Origin of the sequence: Pseudomonas baltica, from assembly GCF_031880315.1 — a bacterium.
In the GTDB taxonomy this organism is placed as follows: Bacteria; Pseudomonadota; Gammaproteobacteria; order Pseudomonadales; family Pseudomonadaceae; genus Aquipseudomonas.
Genome location: NZ_CP134771.1, coordinates 5275001 through 5296332 on the forward strand (window position 1 = coordinate 5275001; position 21332 = coordinate 5296332).

Sequence of the window (21332 nt, forward strand, 5' to 3'; positions counted from 1 at the left end):
ACAAGGTAGCCGTAGGGGAACCTGCGGCTGGATCACCTCCTTAATCGACGACATCAGCTGGCTCATGAGCTCCCACACGAATTGCTTGATTCATTGAAGAAGACGATAGAAGCAGCCCGAAATTGGGTCTGTAGCTCAGTTGGTTAGAGCGCACCCCTGATAAGGGTGAGGTCGGCAGTTCGAATCTGCCCAGACCCACCAATTTTGTGTGGGAAACGCCTGTAGAAATATGGGGCCATAGCTCAGCTGGGAGAGCGCCTGCCTTGCACGCAGGAGGTCAACGGTTCGATCCCGTTTGGCTCCACCACTTACTGCTTCGTTGCCAAAGCTTAGAAATGAGCACTCCATCAATTGATGGTTGAGTGTTGATTTCTGATCTTTTTCAGAATCGTTCTTTAAAAATTTGGGTATGTGATAGAAAGATAGACTGGATGACACTTTCACTGGTGTTCATTCAGGCTAAGGTAAAATTTGTGAGTGGCTCTTAAGAGTTTTGCGAATTTTCGGCGAATGTCGTCTTCACAGTATAACCAGATTGCTTGGGGTTATATGGTCAAGTGAAGAAGCGCATACGGTGGATGCCTTGGCAGTCAGAGGCGATGAAAGACGTGGTAGCCTGCGAAAAGCTTCGGGGAGTCGGCAAACAGACTGTGATCCGGAGATGTCTGAATGGGGGAACCCAGCCATCATAAGATGGTTATCCTGCACTGAATACATAGGTGCTGGAAGCGAACCAGGGGAACTGAAACATCTAAGTACCCTGAGGAAAAGAAATCAACCGAGATTCCCTTAGTAGTGGCGAGCGAACGGGGACCAGCCCTTAAGTGGCTTTGAGATTAGCGGAACGCTCTGGAAAGTGCGGCCATAGTGGGTGATAGCCCTGTACGCGAAAATCTCTTGGTCATGAAATCGAGTAGGACGGGGCACGAGAAACCTTGTCTGAATATGGGGGGACCATCCTCCAAGGCTAAATACTACTGACTGACCGATAGTGAACTAGTACCGTGAGGGAAAGGCGAAAAGAACCCCGGAGAGGGGAGTGAAATAGATCCTGAAACCGTATGCGTACAAGCAGTGGGAGCAGACTTGTTCTGTGACTGCGTACCTTTTGTATAATGGGTCAGCGACTTATTTTCAGTGGCGAGCTTAACCGAATAGGGGAGGCGTAGCGAAAGCGAGTGTTAATAGCGCGTTTAGTCGCTGGGAATAGACCCGAAACCGGGCGATCTATCCATGGGCAGGTTGAAGGTTGGGTAACACTAACTGGAGGACCGAACCGACTACCGTTGAAAAGTTAGCGGATGACCTGTGGATCGGAGTGAAAGGCTAATCAAGCTCGGAGATAGCTGGTTCTCCTCGAAAGCTATTTAGGTAGCGCCTCATGTATCACTGTAGGGGGTAGAGCACTGTTTCGGCTAGGGGGTCATCCCGACTTACCAAACCGATGCAAACTCCGAATACCTACAAGTGCCGAGCATGGGAGACACACGGCGGGTGCTAACGTCCGTCGTGAAAAGGGAAACAACCCAGACCGTCAGCTAAGGTCCCAAAATCCTGGTTAAGTGGGAAACGATGTGGGAAGGCTTAGACAGCTAGGAGGTTGGCTTAGAAGCAGCCACCCTTTAAAGAAAGCGTAATAGCTCACTAGTCGAGTCGGCCTGCGCGGAAGATGTAACGGGGCTCAAACCAGGTACCGAAGCTACGGGTATCACCTTTTGGTGATGCGGTAGAGGAGCGTTCTGTAAGCCTGTGAAGGTGAGTTGAGAAGCTTGCTGGAGGTATCAGAAGTGCGAATGCTGACATGAGTAACGACAATGGGTGTGAAAAACACCCACGCCGAAAGACCAAGGTTTCCTGCGCAACGTTAATCGACGCAGGGTTAGTCGGTCCCTAAGGCGAGGCTGAAAAGCGTAGTCGATGGAAAACAGGTTAATATTCCTGTACTTCTGGTTACTGCGATGGAGGGACGGAGAAGGCTAGGCCAGCTTGGCGTTGGTTGTCCAAGTTTAAGGTGGTAGGCTGAGATCTTAGGTAAATCCGGGATCTTAAGGCCGAGAGCTGATGACGAGTGCTCATTAGAGCGCGAAGTGGTTGATGCCATGCTTCCAAGAAAAGCTTCTAAGCTTCAGGTAACCAGGAACCGTACCCCAAACCGACACAGGTGGTTGGGTAGAGAATACCAAGGCGCTTGAGAGAACTCGGGTGAAGGAACTAGGCAAAATGGCACCGTAACTTCGGGAGAAGGTGCGCCGGTGAGGGTGAAGGACTTGCTCCGTAAGCTCATGCCGGTCGAAGATACCAGGCCGCTGCGACTGTTTATTAAAAACACAGCACTCTGCAAACACGAAAGTGGACGTATAGGGTGTGACGCCTGCCCGGTGCCGGAAGGTTAATTGATGGGGTTAGCTCACGCGAAGCTCTTGATCGAAGCCCCGGTAAACGGCGGCCGTAACTATAACGGTCCTAAGGTAGCGAAATTCCTTGTCGGGTAAGTTCCGACCTGCACGAATGGCGTAACGATGGCGGCGCTGTCTCCACCCGAGACTCAGTGAAATTGAAATCGCTGTGAAGATGCAGTGTATCCGCGGCTAGACGGAAAGACCCCGTGAACCTTTACTATAGCTTTGCACTGGACTTTGAATTTGCTTGTGTAGGATAGGTGGGAGGCTTTGAAGCGAGGACGCCAGTTCTTGTGGAGCCAACCTTGAAATACCACCCTGGCAACTTTGAGGTTCTAACTCAGGTCCGTTATCCGGATCGAGGACAGTGTATGGTGGGTAGTTTGACTGGGGCGGTCTCCTCCTAAAGAGTAACGGAGGAGTACGAAGGTGCGCTCAGACCGGTCGGAAATCGGTCGTAGAGTATAAAGGCAAAAGCGCGCTTGACTGCGAGACAGACACGTCGAGCAGGTACGAAAGTAGGTCTTAGTGATCCGGTGGTTCTGTATGGAAGGGCCATCGCTCAACGGATAAAAGGTACTCCGGGGATAACAGGCTGATACCGCCCAAGAGTTCATATCGACGGCGGTGTTTGGCACCTCGATGTCGGCTCATCACATCCTGGGGCTGAAGCCGGTCCCAAGGGTATGGCTGTTCGCCATTTAAAGTGGTACGCGAGCTGGGTTTAGAACGTCGTGAGACAGTTCGGTCCCTATCTGCCGTGGACGTTTGAGATTTGAGAGGGGCTGCTCCTAGTACGAGAGGACCGGAGTGGACGAACCTCTGGTGTTCCGGTTGTCACGCCAGTGGCATTGCCGGGTAGCTATGTTCGGGAAAGATAACCGCTGAAAGCATCTAAGCGGGAAACTTGCCTCAAGATGAGATCTCACTGGAACCTTGAGTTCCCTAAAGGGCCGTCGAAGACTACGACGTTGATAGGTTGGGTGTGTAAGCGCTGTGAGGCGTTGAGCTAACCAATACTAATTGCCCGTGAGGCTTGACCATATAACACCCAAGCAATTTGCGACTCGAAAGAGCATCAGATTGCGGTGACTGTGGAGATGACACGAACCGAAAGTTCGTCGACTCTGAAGCGACACCCACAAATTATCACATACCCGATTCGCTGGAAGACCGCCCAAACGGTCTGCTGGCAAACAGAATTTCTTGACGACCATAGAGTATTGGAACCACCTGATCCCATCCCGAACTCAGAAGTGAAACGATGCATCGCCGATGGTAGTGTGGGGTTTCCCCATGTGAGAGTAGGTCATCGTCAAGATTCAATTCCGAAACCCCCATCTGCGAAGGCAGGTGGGGGTTTTGTCTTTCTGGTGCCTGGCAAAGTCAAAGTCAAAGTCAAGATCAACAGCTTCGCGGGCAAGCCTTGCTCCCACGGTATGCACGGCATGCAATTGTGGGGGCAAGGCTCGCCCGCGAAGGGGGCGACCCTGCCAAACATCTCAATCGCCGTAATACTCACCATGTTTTGTGTTTATGCTCAGCCAAAACTATATGTTTTATATATATCAAAAACAGCTTCAGACCGACCCCGCAATAAACCCCCTCAGCCATTGATGGGCGGGATCCCGATGCAGGCGTTCAGGCCAGAACATCGCCATTTCATAACCGGGAATCGGCACGGGCGGCTCCATCACCTGCAAGCCGCCATGGCCCGCCACCAGCCGAGCCGGCAGCAGCGCCACCAGATCGGTGCTCGCCAGCGCTGCCGCGACGAACAGAAAATGCGGCACCGACAACACCACTGTGCGGCTCAAGCCGCGTTCGGCCAGCACCTGGTCAGTGATGCCGATAAACCCGCCCCCATCCGGCGAAACCATAACGTGTTGCAACTGGCAGAACAGCTCGAGGCTCGGCGCCTGGTCCAGCAGCGGATGACCAATGCGACTGGCGAGCACATAGCGCTCGCTGTACAGCACCTGCATATGCAGGCCCGCCGGAGCATCGTCGCGGGTATGAAAACCCAGATCGATATGGCCGTCTTCGGCGTCCTTGGCCATACGTGAAGGGGCCTTTTCGATCACTGCCAGGCGCGTGTGCGGCGCGGCATCGCGCAGGCCCGCCAGCACCGGCAGCAAAATGGTCGAGGCGCTATTGTCGGAGGCGGCGATTCGCCAGGTATGTGTGGCCTGCAGTGGATCGAAAGGCCCTGCCGGCGCGATCGCCTGGGTCAGGGCTTCCAGCGCCCGGCGCAGTGGCTCGCGCAACGCGTCCGCCTTGGCGGTCGGGCGCATGCCGCGCGGGCCCGGCAACAACAGCGGATCATCGAACACATGGCGCAGTTTGGAGAGATGCACGCTCACCGAGGGCTGCGACAGATGCAAACGCTCGGCTGTGCGGGTGACATTGGGGTCAGCCAGCAACGCATCGAGGGTGACCAGCAAATTGAGGTCGACGCGACGTAGATTATTCATGGTAATACCTGCCATATCAGCTATTCATTTCTAATATACCTGGCAAAAACCTAGGCTGAGCATTACCCGATCAACATACAGAGCCAGCCATGAAAATCCTCATTGTCTACGCCCACCCCGAGCCGCAGTCCCTCAACGGCGCCCTCAAGGATTTCGCCGTGCAGCATTTGCAACAGGCCGGTCACCAGGTGCAGGTGTCCGACCTGTACGCCATGCAGTGGAAGGCCGTCCTCGACGCCGAAGATACCCGCGAGCAGATCGACCCCCGGCGTTTCTACCCCGACCGTGATTCAGAACACGCCTTTGCCTGCGGCCTGCAAAGCGCCGACATCACTGCCGAGCAGCAGAAACTGCTCTGGGCCGACACCGTAATCCTGCAGTTTCCGCTGTGGTGGTTCAGCCTGCCGGCAATCCTCAAGGGCTGGGTGGAGCGCGTGTACGCCTACGGCTTTGCCTACGGCGTGGGCGAGCATTGCGACACGCACTGGGGCGATCGTTACGGTGAAGGGACCCTGGCCGGCAAGCGCGCCATGCTGATCGTCAGCGCAGGCGGCTGGCAGTCCCACTACAGCCCGCGCGGCATCAACGGCCCGATCGAGGATTTGCTCTACCCCATCCACCACGGGGTGCTGTATTACCCGGGCTTCGAGGTGCTGCCGCCCTATCTGATCTACCGCACCAGCCGCGTCGACGAGGCCCGTTTCGCTGTGATCCGTTCAGAGCTGGCGCAGCGCCTGGATACCCTGGCGACCACCACGCCGATCGCCTTCAGGCCGCAGAACGGCGGCGCCTATGCCATTCCCGAACTGACCTTGCGTGACGATATCGCTCCAGGCCGCACCGGCCTGCGCATCCATGTCGAAAGCGAGGCTATCGAAAGCCCATCTGCCGCACCGCGTGGCTGATCCTACACACTTCATGTTCCACGCTATCACTGCCAGGCCATTGTTGGCGGCCTCGGGTTCTCTGACCATAGACGAACCGCGACCGCCAATGAGGGCCTTCCCTTGAACCCCGCCAGAACGCTCTACGACAAACACATCGACTCCCATCGCGTCTGCGACCTGGACGACCAGGGCCACGTGCTGCTGTACGTCGATCGCCAGGTGATCAACGAATACACCAGCCCCCAAGCCTTCAGCGGCCTGCGCGCGGCCGAACGCTCGGTCTGGCGCCCCGGTACCGCCCTGGCCGTGGTCGACCACGTCAACCCCACCGCCCCGCAACGTGTCGCGCAAATGCCTGATCCGGGCGGCGCCCGGCAGGTCTCCTACCTGGCCGAAAACTGCCACGACTTCGGGATCGAACTGCTCGACATCCTCGACAAGCGCCAGGGCATCGAACACGTGATCGCGCCGGAGCAGGGCTTCGTCCTGCCAGGCATGGTGATTGCCGCCGGTGACAGCCACACCACCACCTATGGCGCGCTAGGGGCCTTCGGTTTCGGTATCGGCACCTCGGAAATCGAGCACTTGCTGGCCTCGCAAACGCTGGTCTACAAGCGCCTGAAAAGCATGCGCGTGCGAGTCGATGGCGCGCTCGCCCCAGGGCTGACTGCCAAGGACGTGATCATGGCGCTGATTCGCCAGATCGGCACGGCCGGCGCCAGTGGCTACGCCATCGAATTCTGTGGGTCGACCATCGATGCGCTCAGCGTCGAAGCACGCATGACTGTCTGTAACATGGCGGTCGAAGCAGGTGCGCGCGGTGCTTTCATGGCGCCGGATGATAAAGTCTTCGCCTATCTCGAGGACAAACCCCGCGCGCCCAAAGGCGAGTTGTGGATTCAGGCACTTGCCAGCTGGCAGCACCTGCACAGCGATGCCGACGCACGCTTCGACCGCGAAGTCGCCCTGGACGCCAGCACCCTGGAGCCCATGGTCACCTGGGGCACCAGCCCGGACCAGGCCGCGCCCATCAGCGGTTGCGTGCCCGACCCGCAAGGGGTCAGCGACCTGATCCTGCGCCAGGACATGCACCGCGCCTTGCAGTACATGGGCCTCGATGCCGGCACGCCGCTCAGCGATATCGTCATCAGCCACGCCTTCATCGGCTCCTGCACCAACGCGCGGATCGAGGACCTGCGTGACGCCGCCCGCGTGGTGCGTGGCCTGCGGGTCGCCAGCCATGTGCGAGCGATCATCGTGCCGGGCTCCACCGAAGTGCGCGAGCGGGCACAGGCCGAAGGGCTGGCGCAGATCTTCATCGACGCGGGCTTCGAATGGCGGCAGTCCGGCTGCTCCATGTGCCTGGCGATGAACGACGACGTGCTGGCCCCCGGCGACCGCTGCGCGTCCAGCACCAACCGCAACTTCGAAGGCCGTCAAGGCGCCGGTGCGCGCACCCACCTGATGAGCCCGGCCATGGTCGCCGCCGCCGCGATCGCCGGCCATCTCACCGATATCCGCCATGCTGGAGTGCGCCCATGAGCCTGCAACCCTTCACCCAGGTCAGCGGCAAGGCCGCACCGATCCTTGCCGCCAACGTCGACACCGACGTGATCATGCCCAAGCAGTTTCTCAAGGGCATCGACCGTGCCGGCCTCGATCGCGGGCTGTTTTTCGACCTGCGCTTCCTGCCGGATGGCCAGCCCGATCCACGCTTCGTGCTCAATCAGCCGGCCTGGCGAGGTGCCCGTTTCCTGGTGGTCGGGCCCAACTTCGGCTGCGGATCGAGCCGCGAGCATGCGGTCTGGGGCTTGCAGCAGATGGGCATCCGCGCGTTGATCGGCAGCAGTTTCGCCGGGATCTTCTACGACAACTGCCAGCGCAACGGCGTACTGCTCATCACCCTCGAAGCGGCCGTGGTGCAAGGGGTGGGACACGTGGTGAGCCAACCGGAGCAGGCGACCATCGCCATCGATCTGGAGGCGCAGCAGATTCGCCTGGCCAACGATCAGGTCATCGACTTCCAGATCGACACCCTGCGCAAGACCTCTTTGCTGCTGGGCCTGGACGCGATCGGCAGTACCCTGCAGCGCCGCGAACAGATCCTCGCATTCGAGCGCCGCCACCTGGCGGACAATCCCTGGCTGCGATAGCGTCAGGTCGACAGCGTCTTGAAGTGCTCCTGCAGAAACTCCACGCAAGCGCGCAGCTTGCCGGAATACGCCAGCCGCGTCGGGTACACCGCCCAGACGTTGGCCGGCTGGCTGTAGTTGGGCAACACCTGCACCAATCGACCTTGCTCCAGCATCGGTCTCACATCCCACAGCGAGCGCAACAGCACGCCGCGGCCATCCAGCGCCCACTGCAAGACGATCTCGCCATTGTTCGACGACAGCGGCCCGCGCACCCGCACGCTGGTACTCTCGGCACCGCGCTGTAACTCCCACAGGCCAAAGGCATTGTCACGCTCCTTGATCACCAGGCAGTCGTGTTGCTCCAGCTCCAGGAGCGTCTGCGGCGTGCCGCGCCGTTGCAGGTAATCGGGCGCGGCGCACAGCACGCGGCGGTTGGTCACCAATTGGCGGCCGATGTGCTGGCCGGGGATGTCATCGCCCACGCGGATTTCGAGGTCGAAGCCTTCGTTGACGATGTCCACCGTGCGGTCGAACAGGTCCAGGCGGATCTCCAGATCGGGGTATTGCGCCGCCAGCAGCGACACGGCCGGCGCCACATGGTTGCGCCCGAAACCGAAGCTGCTGCACAGGTGCAGATGGCCGTTGGGCAGGGCGCGGGCGTCGGCGAGTTCGTCATGCAGTTGCACGAAGTCGTCGAGAATCCTCAGCGCCCAACGCTGCACCCGCTCGCCGTCTTCGGTCAGGGTGGTACGTCGGCTGGTGCGGTGCAGCAGCCGCGTGCCCAGTGTGGTTTCGAGGATCTGGATGCGTTTGCTCACATAGGCGGGAGACTGCCCCAGCTCAGCGGCCGCAGCGGCAAAACCGTGCTGGCGGATGACGGTGAGGAATACCCGCAGGTCTTCGGGAAGGGGCACGGTGTCTTTCTTGAGGGTCATGGTAGGCGGGCGCTGGCAGCACAAGGGGCCAGCATAGCATCGGCGCCGGTGTCGAGGCCGACAGCGGCGCCACCAGGCAAGCATCTAGCGCAAAAAGGCCAAAGCCTCGGCCAGCAGTAATTCGGGCGCTTCCTCGGCAACATAATGGCCGCACGGCAGCGCCTTGCCGCGTACATCCAGGGCGACTTTCTGCCACTCTTCGAGCGGCTTGAAGCAGCGCCCGACCGTGCCGTCCTGACCCCACAGCACCAGCAACGGCAGCGCAAGGGAATGGCCGGCGGCGATATCGGCGCGATCATGTTCCAGATCGATGCCTGCGCTGGCGCGGTAGTCCTCACAGATCGATTGCGCGCTGCCAGGCCGCTGCAGGCAGCGCAGGTATTCGCCGAACGCTTCATCGGTAAACGGCGCCAGGCCCGCGCTGCGGCTGCCCATCACGCTGCGCAGATACAGCGGCGGGTCGGCCTCGATCAGCGTTTCGGGCAATGGCGTCGGACGGATCAGGAAGAACCAGTGCCAATAGGCACGGGCAAAGGCTTCGCTGGTCTGCTCGTACATCGCCAGCGTTGGGGCGATGTCCAGCAGCACCATGCGCCGCACGGCTGCGCTGTGGTCCAGCGCCAGACGATGGGCGACCCGTGCACCGCGGTCGTGGGCCAGCACGCTGAAGCTGTCGAAGCCGAGTGCACGCATCAATTCGACATTGTCGACAGCCATTTCGCGTTTGCTGTAATGGCCGGCTCCGTCGCTGATGGGAGGCCTGGCGCTGTCGCCATAACCGCGCAAGTCGGCCGCCACCACGGTGAAATGTTCGGCCAGTCGCTCGGCGACCTTGTGCCAGATCACGTGGGTTTGCGGGTGGCCGTGCAACAGCAGCAAGCCCGGGCCGTTACCGCCGATGCGGTAGGCGATGTCGACGCCATTGACGTGACGCAGATGTTTCTCGAATCCAGCAAACATGCAGGTGGCCCTCGGGATGTTTTTCCCATCCTGGGCCACCGCGGGGGCCGCTGGCAATCGGCAAAGCGTGATGGGCCGGTTCATGAATCGTGTTGTTGCGTGCTGATCAGTCGGCCTCCAGCCACACCTCGGCTCCACGTTCGAGCATGTTCTGCGCGGTGCTGAAAAAATGTGTGCCGATTAGCGCCACCGTCAGGTCCGCATCGCGGGCGGTCACCGCCGCCAGCAGTTGTTGGTGCTCATGATCGAGGTCGCGTTCGTCGTGGTGGATCATCGACGCGGCGATCAGCCGGTAGCGCTCGCCCTGCACGTACAACTGCTCGCGCAGCTTGAGCAGCCAGGGGCTGTCGCATGCCGCGACGATGCTGTCGTGAAAATGATTGTGCGCGCTGTACCAAGGCGCCGAGGGCAGGGCAAAGCGATGGCCGTCGCGCGCCGGCGTGTGCATCAAGCGGTGATAGGCGCCGACCACCGCCGACTCCCATTCGATATCGCCCAGGCTCAACGAGCGGCGAATGCACAGTGCCTCGATCTCGATGCGCACGCGGGTGATGTCGAGCAGTTCGGCGGCCGACATCGCCGCCACGCTGAACCCCCGTTGTGGCGTGGCCGTTACCAGCCCTTCTGCGCTCAGACGCGTCAGGGCCTCGCGGACCACCCCGGTACTGACCAGCAGCTCCTCGGCCATCTGGCTGATTTTCAGGCGCAGGCCGGGGCGTAGTTGCCCGGTGACCAAGCGCACGCGCAGTTGCTGGTACACGGTTTCGATCACGCCCAAGGGCGAAGTGGTCTTGCTCATCAGGGGGCTCGGTCCATGGCTCGTGGCAATCGTTGACGTTGCTGCACGGCCGACATTTTGCCGCAAAAGCCTGCGCGGTACGCCTGCGAAAATCGCATAACCTCAGAACAAATCAATTCTTCTTAAAAAAATTAATTTTATTTAGAGTCGCACCCTGTGCCTGCCTGCACACCGCAGCAGGGCATCGACCTCTTCAGCCTATTCGACAACGGAACGCTCTGGTCAGCCATCAACCCACCCTTCGTGGAGCGTTCCGTTGAGCCTGCTTTTTTCCGCCCGTGTCGGCGCTCGCACCGAGCGCAGTCGATGACCGTCAGCAGCAAAGTGTCGCCCCGCCTCCAGTGGCGGCGCAGTGCCCAGGGGCCGCGCTGGCAGGGCCTGATCTATGGTGCGCTGGTGGTGGTGTTCCTGGCCCTGACCGTGCTGCCGTTGCTGGCCATGCTGCAAGGCAGCCTGCAAAGCGAGCTGCAGGGCGTCAGCAGTTGGAGCCTCGACGGCTGGCGCACCCTGCTGCGCGAGCCGCGGATTGTGTCGGCGCTCGGCAACACCTTGAGCCTGACGCTGGTCAGCCAGGCCATTGCCTTGCCCTTGAGCATTGGTCTGGCCTGGCTGCTCGGGCGTACCGATCTGCCCGGCAAGCGCGGCTTCGAGTTTGCCTTCTGGGTGTCGTTCTTCCTGCCGGCGCTGGCGGTGGTGCAGGGCTGGACACTGCTGCTCGACCCGAATAACGGCGTGCTCAACCACTGGCTGATGCACACCTTCGGCCTCGCCAGCGCACCCCTGGACATCTACAGCTGGGGCGGCATCGTGTTCGCGCACCTGGCCACCACCACCGTGTCGGCCAAGGTGATGATGCTCACCCCGGCCTTCCAGAGCATGGATGCGCGTTATGAAGAAGCCGCGCTGATGGCCGGCGACAATCGCTTCCAGGCGCTGTGCAAAGTGACCTTGCCGTTGCTCAAGCCGGCGCTGCTGGTGACCGCGATCATGGGTGTGATCCGCGCCTTGGAATCGTTCGAAATCGAGCTGGTGCTGGGCGGCCCCAAGCGCATCGATGTGTACAGCACGCTGATCTACGACATGACCCGCTACGACCCGATCAACTTCGCCAGCGCCTTTGCCCTCGGCATCCTGATCGTGGTGGTCATGGCGATGCTGGCCTGGCTGTCGCGGCGCAGCGGGCGTGGCGTGCAACACGTCACGGTGTCGAGCCAGGCGCGGCCCACGGTCATGGCCCTGGGGCGCTGGCGCTGGCCCCTGGCGGCGCTGGTCGGGGCCTTCGCGCTGCTGCTGACCCTGGTGCCGCTGGTGTTCCTGGTGGTCAGCAGCCTGATGCGCCGCTTTGGCTTCTTCAACCTGCGCCAGCCCTGGACGCTCGACCACTGGCACAGCGTGCTCGGCGATCCGATCTTTCTCGGCGCCGTGCGCAACACCCTGGTCATCGCCGCCGGCAGCGCGGTGTTGACCGCCGCCTTGAGCCTGGCAGTGGCTTATAGCATCGTCCGGTCGCGGCGCGCCGGGCGTGCGTTGCTGGAGTTTGCCGCCTGGCTGCCGTTCAGCATCCCCGGAGTGCTGGCGTCGCTGGCCATGCTCTGGCTGATCCTGCACAGCGGTCTGAACAGCCTGTACGGCTCGACCATCAGCCTGATCGTCACCGTCACCCTGGCTTCGATCACCCTTGGCGTGCAGTTGATCCGCAGCCAGCTGTTGCAACTGAGCAACGAGCTCGAAGAGGCCGCCTGGATCAGCGGCGCCTCGGCCTGGCGCGCGATCTGGAGCATCGTCGTGCCGCTGTGCGCACGCTCCATCGTGGTTGTCGCGGTCATGGCCTTTATCTCGGCGGCCCGCGACATCGGCCACCTGTCCTTGCTAGTCAGCAGCGACAACCAGCCGTTGTCGTTGCTGCAACTGCAATACATTGCCGAAGGGCGCTCCGAAGCCTCGGCGGTGATCGGCGTGCTCATCGCCGCCATGGCCATCGTCGCGGCGCTGATCGCCCGGCGTCTGGGCTACCGACCTGAAACCCGCCAGAGGTGAACATGCTGGAAATTCGTCATATCACCAAATCGTTCGACGGCCAGCGGGTGCTCGACGACCTCAGCCTGGACATCCAGCGTGGCGAGATCTTCACCTTGCTGGGCGCCAGTGGCTGCGGCAAGACCACCTTGCTGCGCATCCTCGCCGGCCTTGAGCAGGCCGACCGCGGTGCGGTGTATTTCGCCGGCCAGACCTGGGTCGACACCGAGCAAAAGCGCCTGCTCGCCCCGCAAAAGCGTGGCATCGGCCTGGTGTTCCAGAGCTACGCGGTGTGGCCGCATCTGAGCGTCTTCGACAACGTCGCCTATCCACTGCGCCACCGGCGCCTGGACCGCCAGGTCATCCAGCAAAAGGTCCTCGCCACGTTGCACAGCGTCGGCCTGCAGGACTACGCGCAACGCCCCGCTCATCAACTCAGTGGCGGCCAGCAGCAGCGCGTGGCCATGGCCCGGGCGCTGGTGGGCGACCCGGCCCTGCTGTTGCTCGACGAACCGTTCAGCAACCTCGATATCAGCTTGCGCAAGCAACTGCGCCAGGAACTCAAGACCTTGCAACAGCGCCTCGGGCTGACCGTGGTGCTGGTGACTCACGACCAGGATGATGCCTTTGCGTTATCCGATCGCATCGCCGTATTGCGCGGCGGCCGGGTCGAGCAGATCGGTACCGCCGAGCAGATCCACGACCAGCCCGCCACGGCTTTCGTGCAGGGGTTCGTCGGCCGCGGTGCGCAATTGCGCGGGCGTTTGATGGGCGATCCGCAGCGTGTCTGGCTGGCGGGGGCGCAAATCAGCCTGGCGGCCCCGGCGCAGTTGCCCGCCGACAGCCCGCTGGCGCTATGGATTCGCCCCGAGGACGTGCACTTCAGCGCTGCCGCCGGCACCGACGGGCCGCGCCTGCAAGGGCGGGTCAGCCACAGCGTGTTCGCCGGCGACCGCTACGAGACCTACGTGCAACTGCGCGACCAGCAATGGGTGATGGCTTACCAGTCCCGCGAGGCCCTCAGCGCGCCGGGCCAGCAGGTCGATATCGCTTTCACTCGCCAACCTCACGCCAGTCCGCTGGCGGCGGATCAATAGCTTTCTCACAGGGAATACATCGATGTTCAAACCTTCATGGCTCAGCGCCGCATTGCTGCTGGGAGCCTCGTACACCGCCGTCGCCCATGCCGAAGACTGGAACCAGGTGGTCGCCGCCGCCGAGAAAGAAGGCTCGCTGACCTTGCTCGGCCCGGCCATCCAGCCGTATCGCCAAGCCATCGAGCAGTTCCAGGCGGCGTACCCGAAAATCCGCCTGGAATACACCGGCATCACCTCGCCGGAATTCGAAGCGCGGATCCGCAACGAACGGCGCGTCAATCGCTACCTCTGGGACCTGACCATCCAAGGCTTCAGCGGCTCGGCGTTCACTCAGCAACTGCCCGAAGGCTGGTATGACCCGATCCGTGCGCTGATCACCCAGCCGGCGGTGCTGGCCGACAACAATTGGTTGGGTGGTTTCGCTGCCGGCTTCCTCGACAAGCAGCAGGCCTATGTCTATGCCTTCCAGGCCGGCAAGCAGAACAACGTCAACATCGACCGCAGCAAGGTGTCCGAGGCCGATCTGAATAAGCTCGAAGGCCTGCTCGACCCGAAATGGAAAGGCAAGATCGCTATCCTCGATCCGCGTACCCGCGGCAGCGGCCACTTGATCACCCTGCTGCAAACCACCCTCGGTAGCGACAAGGCGCGCCAATTCCTCACCCAGCAACAACCGGTGCTGGCTTCCAGCAACCGCCAGTTGCAGGACTGGGTGGCGCAAGGCGCCTACCCGATCACCTCGGGGTTGAGCCCGTCGGAAATCGCCACCCTCAAGGACCAAGGCCTGGCCGAATCGGTGCAGGCACTGCAGACGCCGCCCGAGCGCACCGCCTGGACGCCGGGCTGGGGCGCCATCGCCTTGCTGCATCAGGCACCGCATCCGAATGCTGCCAAGGTGTTCGTCAACTGGTTCCTGGCGCAACCGGCCCAGGCCGACTGGGCCGCCCGCGGCTTCGTCAACTCGCGACGCACCGATGTGAAACCCGGTTTGGCTGCCAGTGTGCTGACCGCCGAAGGCTTCGAGAAGGGCCTGACCTTCAACTCCGAGGCCAATGCCGACAAGGCCCTCCAAGCCACCAAGCTGGCCCAGGACGCGCTGCAATGAGCACAGGCACGGCGACCAGCGCTTCGGTGCCGCTGACCATCGCCCTGGCCAACTTCGATCGGCACCTGCCGTTCTTCCTCGGCTGGCTACCGCCCGCCGAGGGCTTTCACTTGCAGGCGCTGGACGTTGGCATGAGCAGCCTGGGGCGCGATGGCATTGATCGTCATGGGCGCATGCTGCGCGACGCCGAGTTCGACATCGCCGAAGTGTCGCTGGCCTCTTACATCATGGCCAAGGCGCGGGGCGCGGCGTTTACCGCGGTGCCGGTGTTCCCGCGGCGCTTGTTCAGCGCCAACCATATCTACGTCAAGGCCGGCAACGGCATCGAAACACCGGCTGACTTGCGTGGGCGGCGGGTGGCAATACGCGGTTGGCAGGTAAGCCTGTCGGTGCTCGCCAAGGGCGACCTCAAGACTCGCCATGGCGTCGACTGGCAGGACATCCACTGGATCGTCGAGGGCGCCGAGCAGGTCGCCTTCGCCGATCCGCGGGTGCGCCTCGAAGCCATGCCGGCCGGGGCCCGCGGCGCTCAGTTGCTGCTCGACGGCGCGGTGGATGCCTATATCGATCCGCGTCCGCCCCGAGCGGTGCTGGAAGGGCAGGGCGGCATACGTCCGTTGTTCATCGATCAACGCCGCGAATGCCTCGACTACTTCGCTCAGCGCCGCTGTTTCCCGGCCATGCACGTGTTGGCCATACGCGACGACGTGGCGCAGCGCTTCGCGCACCTGCCTCAGTACTTGCTAGAGGCCTGGGCCGATGCCCAGCACAAGACCCGTCACGCCTACGAAGACTACGCCTACACCGCCATGCCGCTCGGCCGCCTGGCCTGGCAACAGAGCAGCGCGGACTTCGGCGACGGGCTGTTTGCCGCCGGCCTGGCCGCCAACCGCGACAACCTCGCGTGGTTCATCGATTACCTGGTGGACCAGGCCCTGCTGGCGGCGCCTATCGCCGTCGAGCAGCTCTTTCACCCCTCAGTGCTGCACAGCTGAACGGCCCATTTCCAGAGGAACGCCGCATGTCCAACTACCTGCAATTCAATGACGCGCTGCCGCAACTGCTGGCTCTGGCCGACACCTTCCGCGATGCCGGCGCCCATGCCGACCGCGAAGGCGTGGCCCCCAAGCAGAGCCTGCAGACCCTGCACGCCAAAGGCCTGTTGCACGTCACCCATTCCCAGGCCCTCGGCGGCCCGGATGGCAGCCTCAAGGGCCGCCAGCCCGAGCTGTTCCTCAACATGCTGCGCACCCTGTGCCGCGCCGACAGCGCCACCGGCCATTGCTTCCAGTTGCACAACCACGCGCTGTGGCAACTGGAAACCGTCGGCACCCCGGAGCAGATCGAACTGTTCGTCAAACCGGCGCTGGCCAGGTTCAGCATCTTTTCGGCCGTGGGTAGCGAGCCGGGCCGAGTCAACATGTATGAAATGAAAACCCGTGCGGTGCGCGTAGACGGCGGCTGGTTGGTCAACGGCGTGAAGAACTTCGTCACCAACGGTACGATCGCCGACCTGATCATCACCTCCGTGGCGCTGGACGGTGTCGAGGGCTATCTCGATAACCTGCAGATGATGCTGATCCGCCCGGACATGCCCGGCGTCAGCTGGGACGACGCCTGGTATCAACCCCACGGCATGCGCGGCGCGCGCAGCCCGATCATGCGCCTGGAGAACGTCTTCGTGCCCGACAACCACCTGCTCGGCGAGCCCGGCGCTTTCGCCCGTCAGCGCTGGCAGGGGCGTTTCCACCTGGGTTTTGCAGCCAACTACCTGGGCACGACCGAGGGCCTGTTCGATTGGTACCTGGGCTATCAGCGCGGCCGCAACAAGGGCAGCGACGCCTACACCCAACTGCGCGTCGGCGAAGTGAAGATGCAGATCGACGCCGCTGCGGCGCTGTTCGATCGCGCGGTACAAAGCTGGCGCGGGGACGACGTGGTGCAGTCCGAGCTGACCTCCATGGGTGCCAAGTCCATCGCTGCGCGCACTGCGTTCAACACCCTGCAGGCCGTGTTGCTCTCGGCGGGTGCTACCGCGCAGTTCGAAGAGCATCCACTGGGGCGCATCGCGCGCAATATCGAGACCTTCGTGGTGCATGCTGGCCACGACCGTACCGCGCAGATCATCGGCCAGGCGCAATTGGGCGCCAGCTTCGATTCCACCTTGCAACGCTGAGGCCTGACCATGTCGCGTCAACTGCACCTCGGGCTGTTCATCCAGGAGACCGGGCACCACATCGCCGGCTGGCGCGAGCCAGGCGCGGCGGCCGATGCCGCGCGCCACTTCCGCCGGCAGATCGAACTCGCGCAACTGGCCGAGGCGGCGTGTTTCGACCTGTTGTTCATTCAGGACTCCTACGCCATGCGCGGCGCCAACGACATCGACGCCTTGCAGCACAGCGCCCGCGCCATTCACTGGGACCCGCTCACGGCGTTGTCGGCGCTGGCCATGGTCACCCAGCGCATCGGCCTGATCGGCACCGCGACCACCACGTACAACGAGCCTTACAGCCTGGCGCGCAGCTTTGCTTCGCTGGATCACATCAGCCAAGGCCGCGCCGGCTGGAACCTGGTGACCTCCAACAACGAAGCCGAGGCGCTCAATTTCAGCCGTAGCAGCCATGCCGTGCACGGTGATCGCTACGCGCGCGCGGCGGAATTCCTGCAGGTGGTCAAGGGCCTCTGGGACACCTGGGAAGACGATGCCTTCGTCGAAGACAAACAGGCCGGGCAGTTCTTCGACCCCAGCAAACTGCACGTGCTCGATCACCACGGCCAGCACTTCGCGGTCAAAGGCCCGCTGACTCAGGCGCGATCGCCCCAGGGGCATCCTGTGGTGGTGCAGGCCGGGTCGTCGGACACCGGCAAGCGCCTGGGCGCCCGCACCGCCGATGTGATCTTCACTGCGCAACAACGGCTGCCCGACGCCCAGGCGTTCTATGCCGACATGAAAGCCCTGGCGGCAGGCGCCGGGCGCGATCCGCAGCAGCTGCTGATCATGCCGGGGTTGCTGCCGGTGGTGGCCGCGACGTGCAGCGAGGCTGAAGACAAGTTCCAGCAACTGCAAGCGCGGGTGCTGCCGGCAGTCGGCCTGGCGACCTTGGCCACGACGCTGGGCGAGGTCGACCTCAGTGGCTACGACCTCGACGGCCCTCTGCCCGATCTGCCCCCCGCCAACGGCCCCCAGAGCCGTCGACAGTTACTGATCGACATGGCTCGCCGCGACAACCTGAGCATCCGCCAGCTGTATCAGCGGGTGGTCGGTGCTCGCGGCCATCTGACTGTGGTCGGCAGCGCGGCGGATGTGGCCGACGCCATGCAGCAGTGGCTCGAAGAGGGCGCTGCGGATGGCTTCAATATCATGCCGGCGCAGCTGCCGGTGGGGCTGCGTGATTTCACTCAGTGGGTGGTGCCGGAGTTGCAACGACGCGGGTTGTTCCGCACCGGTTATGAAGGCCAGACCTTGCGCGAGCATCTGGGCCTGCAGCGCCCGGCGCATCGTCATGCCCGCTGAGAGCATCACCCAGCAGATCGCCCGGGCGGCCATGGGCCTGAGTGTCGAGCGCTTGCCGGGTGGCCTGCTGAACAGCGCCAAGGACCTGATCGGCGATTTGCTCCTGGCGGCTGCGGCGGGGCAGGCCGAGCCCAGCAGTCGTGCTTTCAGCGCGGCGATCACCGGTGCGCCGGGCACCAGTCGCCTGTGGTTCAGCCAGACGGGCGCGCTGGCCCCGGCGGATGCCACGTTCGCCAACACCCTGAGCGCGGCAGCATTGGACTACGACAGCCTCAACGGCGCTGTGCATGCCGACCTGGTGACCCTGCCCGCCGCCTGGGCCGCGGCCGAGCATTGCCAGCGCAGCCCGCAGGACATGCTGGTGGCCTATATCGCCGCCAGCGAGCTGGTCAGTCGCCTGTCCCGTTGCGCACAGGGGCCGGGCAAAGGCTGGTCGGCCACCGCGTTGTATGGCGGTATCGGCGCGGCATTGGCCAGTGGGCTGTTGCTGCGCCTGATTCCCGAGCAACTGGTCCATGCCTTGGGCCTGGCGGCGCTGCAGGCGGCGGGTAGCCAGCAGGCCAACGTCGAGCAGACCCTGGCCAAGCGCTTGCAGCCGGCGTTGGCCGCGCGTCATGGCGTGCAAGCCGCGTTGCTGGCCCAGGCTGGCGCGACGGCGCCGATCCAGGCGCTGGAAGGCCGCTTCGGCCTGCGCGCGTTGTACCAACCCGGCGATGACACCCGCCTGCTCGACGGCTGGGGTGAACGCTGGCAATTGCTCGACACGGCCACCAAGCGCTACCCGGTGTGTGCCTGCAGTCACGCGGCGGTGCAGGCGCTGCTGGATCTGCGTCAGCGCGAGCCGTTCGAGAGCGACGAGGTGCTTGAGGTGACGGCGCTGATTTCGCCGTTCATGGCGCGCCTGGTGGGTGGCGCGTTCAACCCCGCAGGGGACTTGCAGGTGGTGGCGCAATTCAATCTGCAATACCAGCTGGCCTCGGTGCTGCTGCGTGGGCCGCTGACCTTGCAGCATCTGACACGCGACGCGGTGTTGGATGCGGCGGCGTGGGTGACGCGGATCAAGGTTGAAATCGACGCGGGCAATCAGCAGGAGCTGGCGCCGGCCAGTGTGCGCGTGCGGCTGCGCGATGGGCAGGTGCTGAGCTGCACCTGCCGATATCTGCCGGGTTCGGCTCAGGCGCCGTTGAGTGTTGCTGAACGCTTGGCCAAGGCGCGGGAATGCGGGCAACGGGCGCAGCCGGCATTTGACGGGATAGCGCTGTTCGAGAGGCTCGCGGATCTGGATCAGCATGAGCGGCTGCCGCTGTTGTGAATGCCGAGATTGTTTGTGCTCCCGTGGGCCTCTTCGTCCTCAGTACGATCAATCGAAATCCTCATGCCGCGGCCGCTTGACGCCATTGGCGATCAGTTGCGCCAGCTCGGTGATCTTGCCCAGATCATCCGGCAGGCGGCTGATGGCCACGCGCAGCCCGGCCGGGTGCCCCGTGCCGATAAAGCAATGCGAGCCACTGCCCAGCACGACGCCCTGGGACGCCAGGCTGACAATGGCCGCCGTTTCATCGGCCACCGGCAACCACAGGGTCAGGCCGCTGCCTTCTTCGACGGGCACGCCTTGTTCGATCAACGCCTGGGCCAGTGCATGACGGCGCCAGGCGTAGGTGCTGCGGGCGCGTTCAAGGGTGGCGACGGCGCCGGGATCGGTCAGCAACCAGGCCAGCGCACCTTGGAAAATCCGGCTGGTCATGGCCACGCGATCGCTGCGGTAGGCCTCGATGGCCTGGATGATCCGAGCCGAACCGCCCAGCACCGAGGTGCGCAAATCGACCCCGAAGGCTCGGCAATAGGCGCGTACCAGTAAAGTCCGCTGCGGCAGGCGTTCGCTCATGCTGTGGGCGGCGGCGGTGGACACCGTGCCCATGTGATCGTCCTCGAGTATCACCACCTCGGGGTGGCCCTCCAGCACCTCGGCCAGTGCATCGCGGCGCTCGGCAGTCAGGGCCGAGCCGCTGGGCAACTGTGCGCGCAATTGATACAGGACCACGCTGGGGCCTTGCTCGAGCGCGGCCTGCAACGCCGCCGGCAGAGGCCCTTGCTGGTCGCAGGCCATGGCAATGGCCTCGACCTTGAGCAACTCCAGCAAGCCCAGCAGGCGCGGGCTGGTCGGGTGTTCGATGGCGATGCGATCGCCAGGCCGGGTCGCCGCCTGCAATGCCAGCAGCATGCCCTCGGTACCGCCGCCCGCGGTGGTCCAGTCCTCGGCGCTGCCCGGCCACGTGGCGGCGACGGCGGCGCGCAACGGTTCGATCAAGTGTTCTTTTTCGGCCGCATGCAGGTGGGTGACCTGCAAGCCGGCGGCCAGGGCGGGCGCCAAGTCCGGCTGCAATGCCGGGTCGGCGCTGCCGCGGGATAAATCAGTGGCCGACCAGCTGTGCTCGGTGGCCTGCAACCATTGCCGCGGCGCCAGGCCCAGGTTGTGAGTGTTTGGGGTATCGGCGGCGTTGCCCGCAGTATCGCAGACCACCGTACCGCCCCGACGCCGGCTTTCGATCAGGCCGCGGCCACGCAAACTGCTCCACGCGGCGGCCACGGTGCCGGCGCTGGTGCCCATCGCACTGGCGAAATCCCGCACCGTCGGCAAGCGCGCACCCTGGGCGATATCGCCTGCGCGAATCAGCTGCGCCACCGAGGCGGCGATGATATCGCTGGCGGGGGAAGGGATCTGGCTGGCAAGCCACTGGCTGTCGATGAACTGACCCACGTACGTCTCCGATGCGGTCGCTTGAGCGGGTTTGAAATCCGGTATGGAAGTACCTGAACATAATCTTATGTTCAAAAAGTGCGCCACAGAATAACAGCAACCTTGCGCTTCGATGCAATCCCCCCGGTGGTCATCAAGCCAAATAGATGCCCTGTGCGCGCTGATTTATTTTTGTTCTGAACATAACCGTAAATGGTTATGAGGTAATGAACATTAGGTATTTGGACGGCCTGCCATGGCTCCCTATAGTGCT

General features: G+C 62.8%; 15 protein-coding genes, 2 tRNA genes and 3 rRNA genes (1 of these 20 cut by a window edge). 15 read left to right on the plus strand and 5 right to left on the minus strand.

Annotated elements, in window-relative coordinates:
* The 5 genes from REH34_RS23975 to rrf all read left to right on the plus strand — a co-directional run.
* Positions 1–43, plus strand: a 16S ribosomal RNA gene (locus REH34_RS23975); it begins 1494 nt to the left of the window's first position.
* A gap of 81 nt (positions 44–124) precedes the next feature.
* Positions 125–201, plus strand: a tRNA-Ile gene (locus REH34_RS23980).
* Between the two features lie 30 nt (positions 202–231).
* Positions 232–307 (plus strand) — tRNA-Ala (locus REH34_RS23985).
* Between the two features lie 244 nt (positions 308–551).
* Positions 552–3443: ribosomal RNA gene (locus REH34_RS23990) — 23S ribosomal RNA — on the plus strand.
* Positions 3444–3604: 161 nt separating this feature from the next.
* Positions 3605–3720, plus strand: a 5S ribosomal RNA gene (rrf, locus tag REH34_RS23995).
* The 16S, 23S and 5S rRNA genes sit together here with 2 tRNA genes alongside, the layout of an rRNA operon.
* A 259-nt stretch (positions 3721–3979) precedes the next feature.
* On the opposite strand, the gene REH34_RS24000 is transcribed toward rrf, so the two are convergent.
* On the minus strand, positions 3980–4873 hold the full coding sequence (locus REH34_RS24000; RefSeq protein ID WP_311969394.1) for a LysR substrate-binding domain-containing protein: 894 nt from the start codon (positions 4871–4873) through the stop codon (positions 3980–3982).
* A gap of 89 nt (positions 4874–4962) precedes the next feature.
* On the opposite strand from REH34_RS24000, the gene REH34_RS24005 reads away from it, so the two are divergent.
* The 3 genes from REH34_RS24005 to leuD all read left to right on the plus strand — a co-directional run bounded on the left by REH34_RS24005 (position 4963) and on the right by leuD (position 7913).
* Positions 4963–5778 carry an NAD(P)H-dependent oxidoreductase gene (locus tag REH34_RS24005; protein ID WP_311969395.1) on the plus strand — a complete coding sequence of 272 codons (816 nt, stop codon included), beginning with the start codon at positions 4963–4965 and terminating at the stop codon, positions 5776–5778.
* A gap of 102 nt (positions 5779–5880) precedes the next feature.
* Positions 5881–7302 carry a 3-isopropylmalate dehydratase large subunit gene (gene leuC, locus REH34_RS24010; RefSeq protein WP_311969396.1) on the plus strand — a complete coding sequence of 474 codons (1422 nt, stop codon included), beginning with the start codon at positions 5881–5883 and terminating at the stop codon, positions 7300–7302.
* Positions 7299–7913: a 3-isopropylmalate dehydratase small subunit gene (leuD, locus tag REH34_RS24015; RefSeq protein WP_226507343.1), complete on the plus strand. Its 615-nt coding sequence runs from the start codon at positions 7299–7301 to the stop codon at positions 7911–7913. Before leuC ends, leuD begins: the two co-directional genes overlap by 4 nt.
* A 2-nt stretch (positions 7914–7915) precedes the next feature.
* Here leuD and REH34_RS24020 read toward each other — a convergent pair whose 3' ends face one another.
* From REH34_RS24020 to REH34_RS24030, 3 genes are all read right to left on the minus strand, one after another.
* Positions 7916–8830 carry a LysR substrate-binding domain-containing protein gene (locus REH34_RS24020; protein WP_311969397.1) on the minus strand — a complete coding sequence of 305 codons (915 nt, stop codon included), beginning with the start codon at positions 8828–8830 and terminating at the stop codon, positions 7916–7918.
* An 84-nt stretch (positions 8831–8914) separates the two neighbouring features.
* The gene (locus tag REH34_RS24025) at positions 8915–9790 is read right to left on the minus strand and encodes an alpha/beta hydrolase (RefSeq protein WP_311969398.1); all 876 of its coding nucleotides are present in this window, start codon (positions 9788–9790) and stop codon (positions 8915–8917) included.
* A 106-nt stretch (positions 9791–9896) separates the two neighbouring features.
* Entirely contained in the window at positions 9897–10589 is a 693-nt protein-coding gene (locus tag REH34_RS24030) for a GntR family transcriptional regulator (RefSeq protein WP_311969399.1), read from the minus strand.
* Positions 10590–10895: 306 nt separating this feature from the next.
* On the opposite strand from REH34_RS24030, the gene REH34_RS24035 reads away from it, so the two are divergent.
* The 7 genes from REH34_RS24035 to REH34_RS24065 are packed head-to-tail and all read left to right on the plus strand — an operon-like array spanning position 10896 to position 19633.
* Entirely contained in the window at positions 10896–12626 is a 1731-nt protein-coding gene (locus tag REH34_RS24035) for an iron ABC transporter permease (RefSeq protein WP_311969400.1), read from the plus strand.
* A gap of 2 nt (positions 12627–12628) precedes the next feature.
* The gene (locus tag REH34_RS24040; RefSeq protein WP_311969401.1) at positions 12629–13702 is read left to right on the plus strand and encodes an ABC transporter ATP-binding protein; all 1074 of its coding nucleotides are present in this window, start codon (positions 12629–12631) and stop codon (positions 13700–13702) included.
* Between the two features lie 22 nt (positions 13703–13724).
* Positions 13725–14807 carry an extracellular solute-binding protein gene (locus REH34_RS24045; RefSeq protein ID WP_311969402.1) on the plus strand — a complete coding sequence of 361 codons (1083 nt, stop codon included), beginning with the start codon at positions 13725–13727 and terminating at the stop codon, positions 14805–14807.
* Positions 14804–15802 (plus strand): ABC transporter substrate-binding protein, encoded by a 999-nt coding sequence (locus REH34_RS24050; protein ID WP_311969403.1) that lies wholly within the window; start codon positions 14804–14806, stop codon positions 15800–15802. The genes REH34_RS24045 and REH34_RS24050 overlap by 4 nt, the downstream gene beginning before the upstream one ends.
* Before the next feature lie 26 nt (positions 15803–15828).
* Positions 15829–16983 carry an acyl-CoA dehydrogenase family protein gene (locus REH34_RS24055; RefSeq protein WP_311969405.1) on the plus strand — a complete coding sequence of 385 codons (1155 nt, stop codon included), beginning with the start codon at positions 15829–15831 and terminating at the stop codon, positions 16981–16983.
* Between the two features lie 9 nt (positions 16984–16992).
* Positions 16993–18321: an LLM class flavin-dependent oxidoreductase gene (locus tag REH34_RS24060; RefSeq protein WP_311969406.1), complete on the plus strand. Its 1329-nt coding sequence runs from the start codon at positions 16993–16995 to the stop codon at positions 18319–18321.
* Positions 18311–19633 (plus strand): MmgE/PrpD family protein, encoded by a 1323-nt coding sequence (locus REH34_RS24065; RefSeq protein WP_311969407.1) that lies wholly within the window; start codon positions 18311–18313, stop codon positions 19631–19633. Before REH34_RS24060 ends, REH34_RS24065 begins: the two co-directional genes overlap by 11 nt.
* 48 nt (positions 19634–19681) lie before the next feature.
* Here the strand turns inward: REH34_RS24065 and REH34_RS24070 are convergent, their stop codons facing one another.
* On the minus strand, positions 19682–21079 hold the full coding sequence (locus REH34_RS24070; RefSeq protein WP_311969408.1) for an aminotransferase class I/II-fold pyridoxal phosphate-dependent enzyme: 1398 nt from the start codon (positions 21077–21079) through the stop codon (positions 19682–19684).
* Positions 21080–21332: the final 253 nt, after the last annotated feature.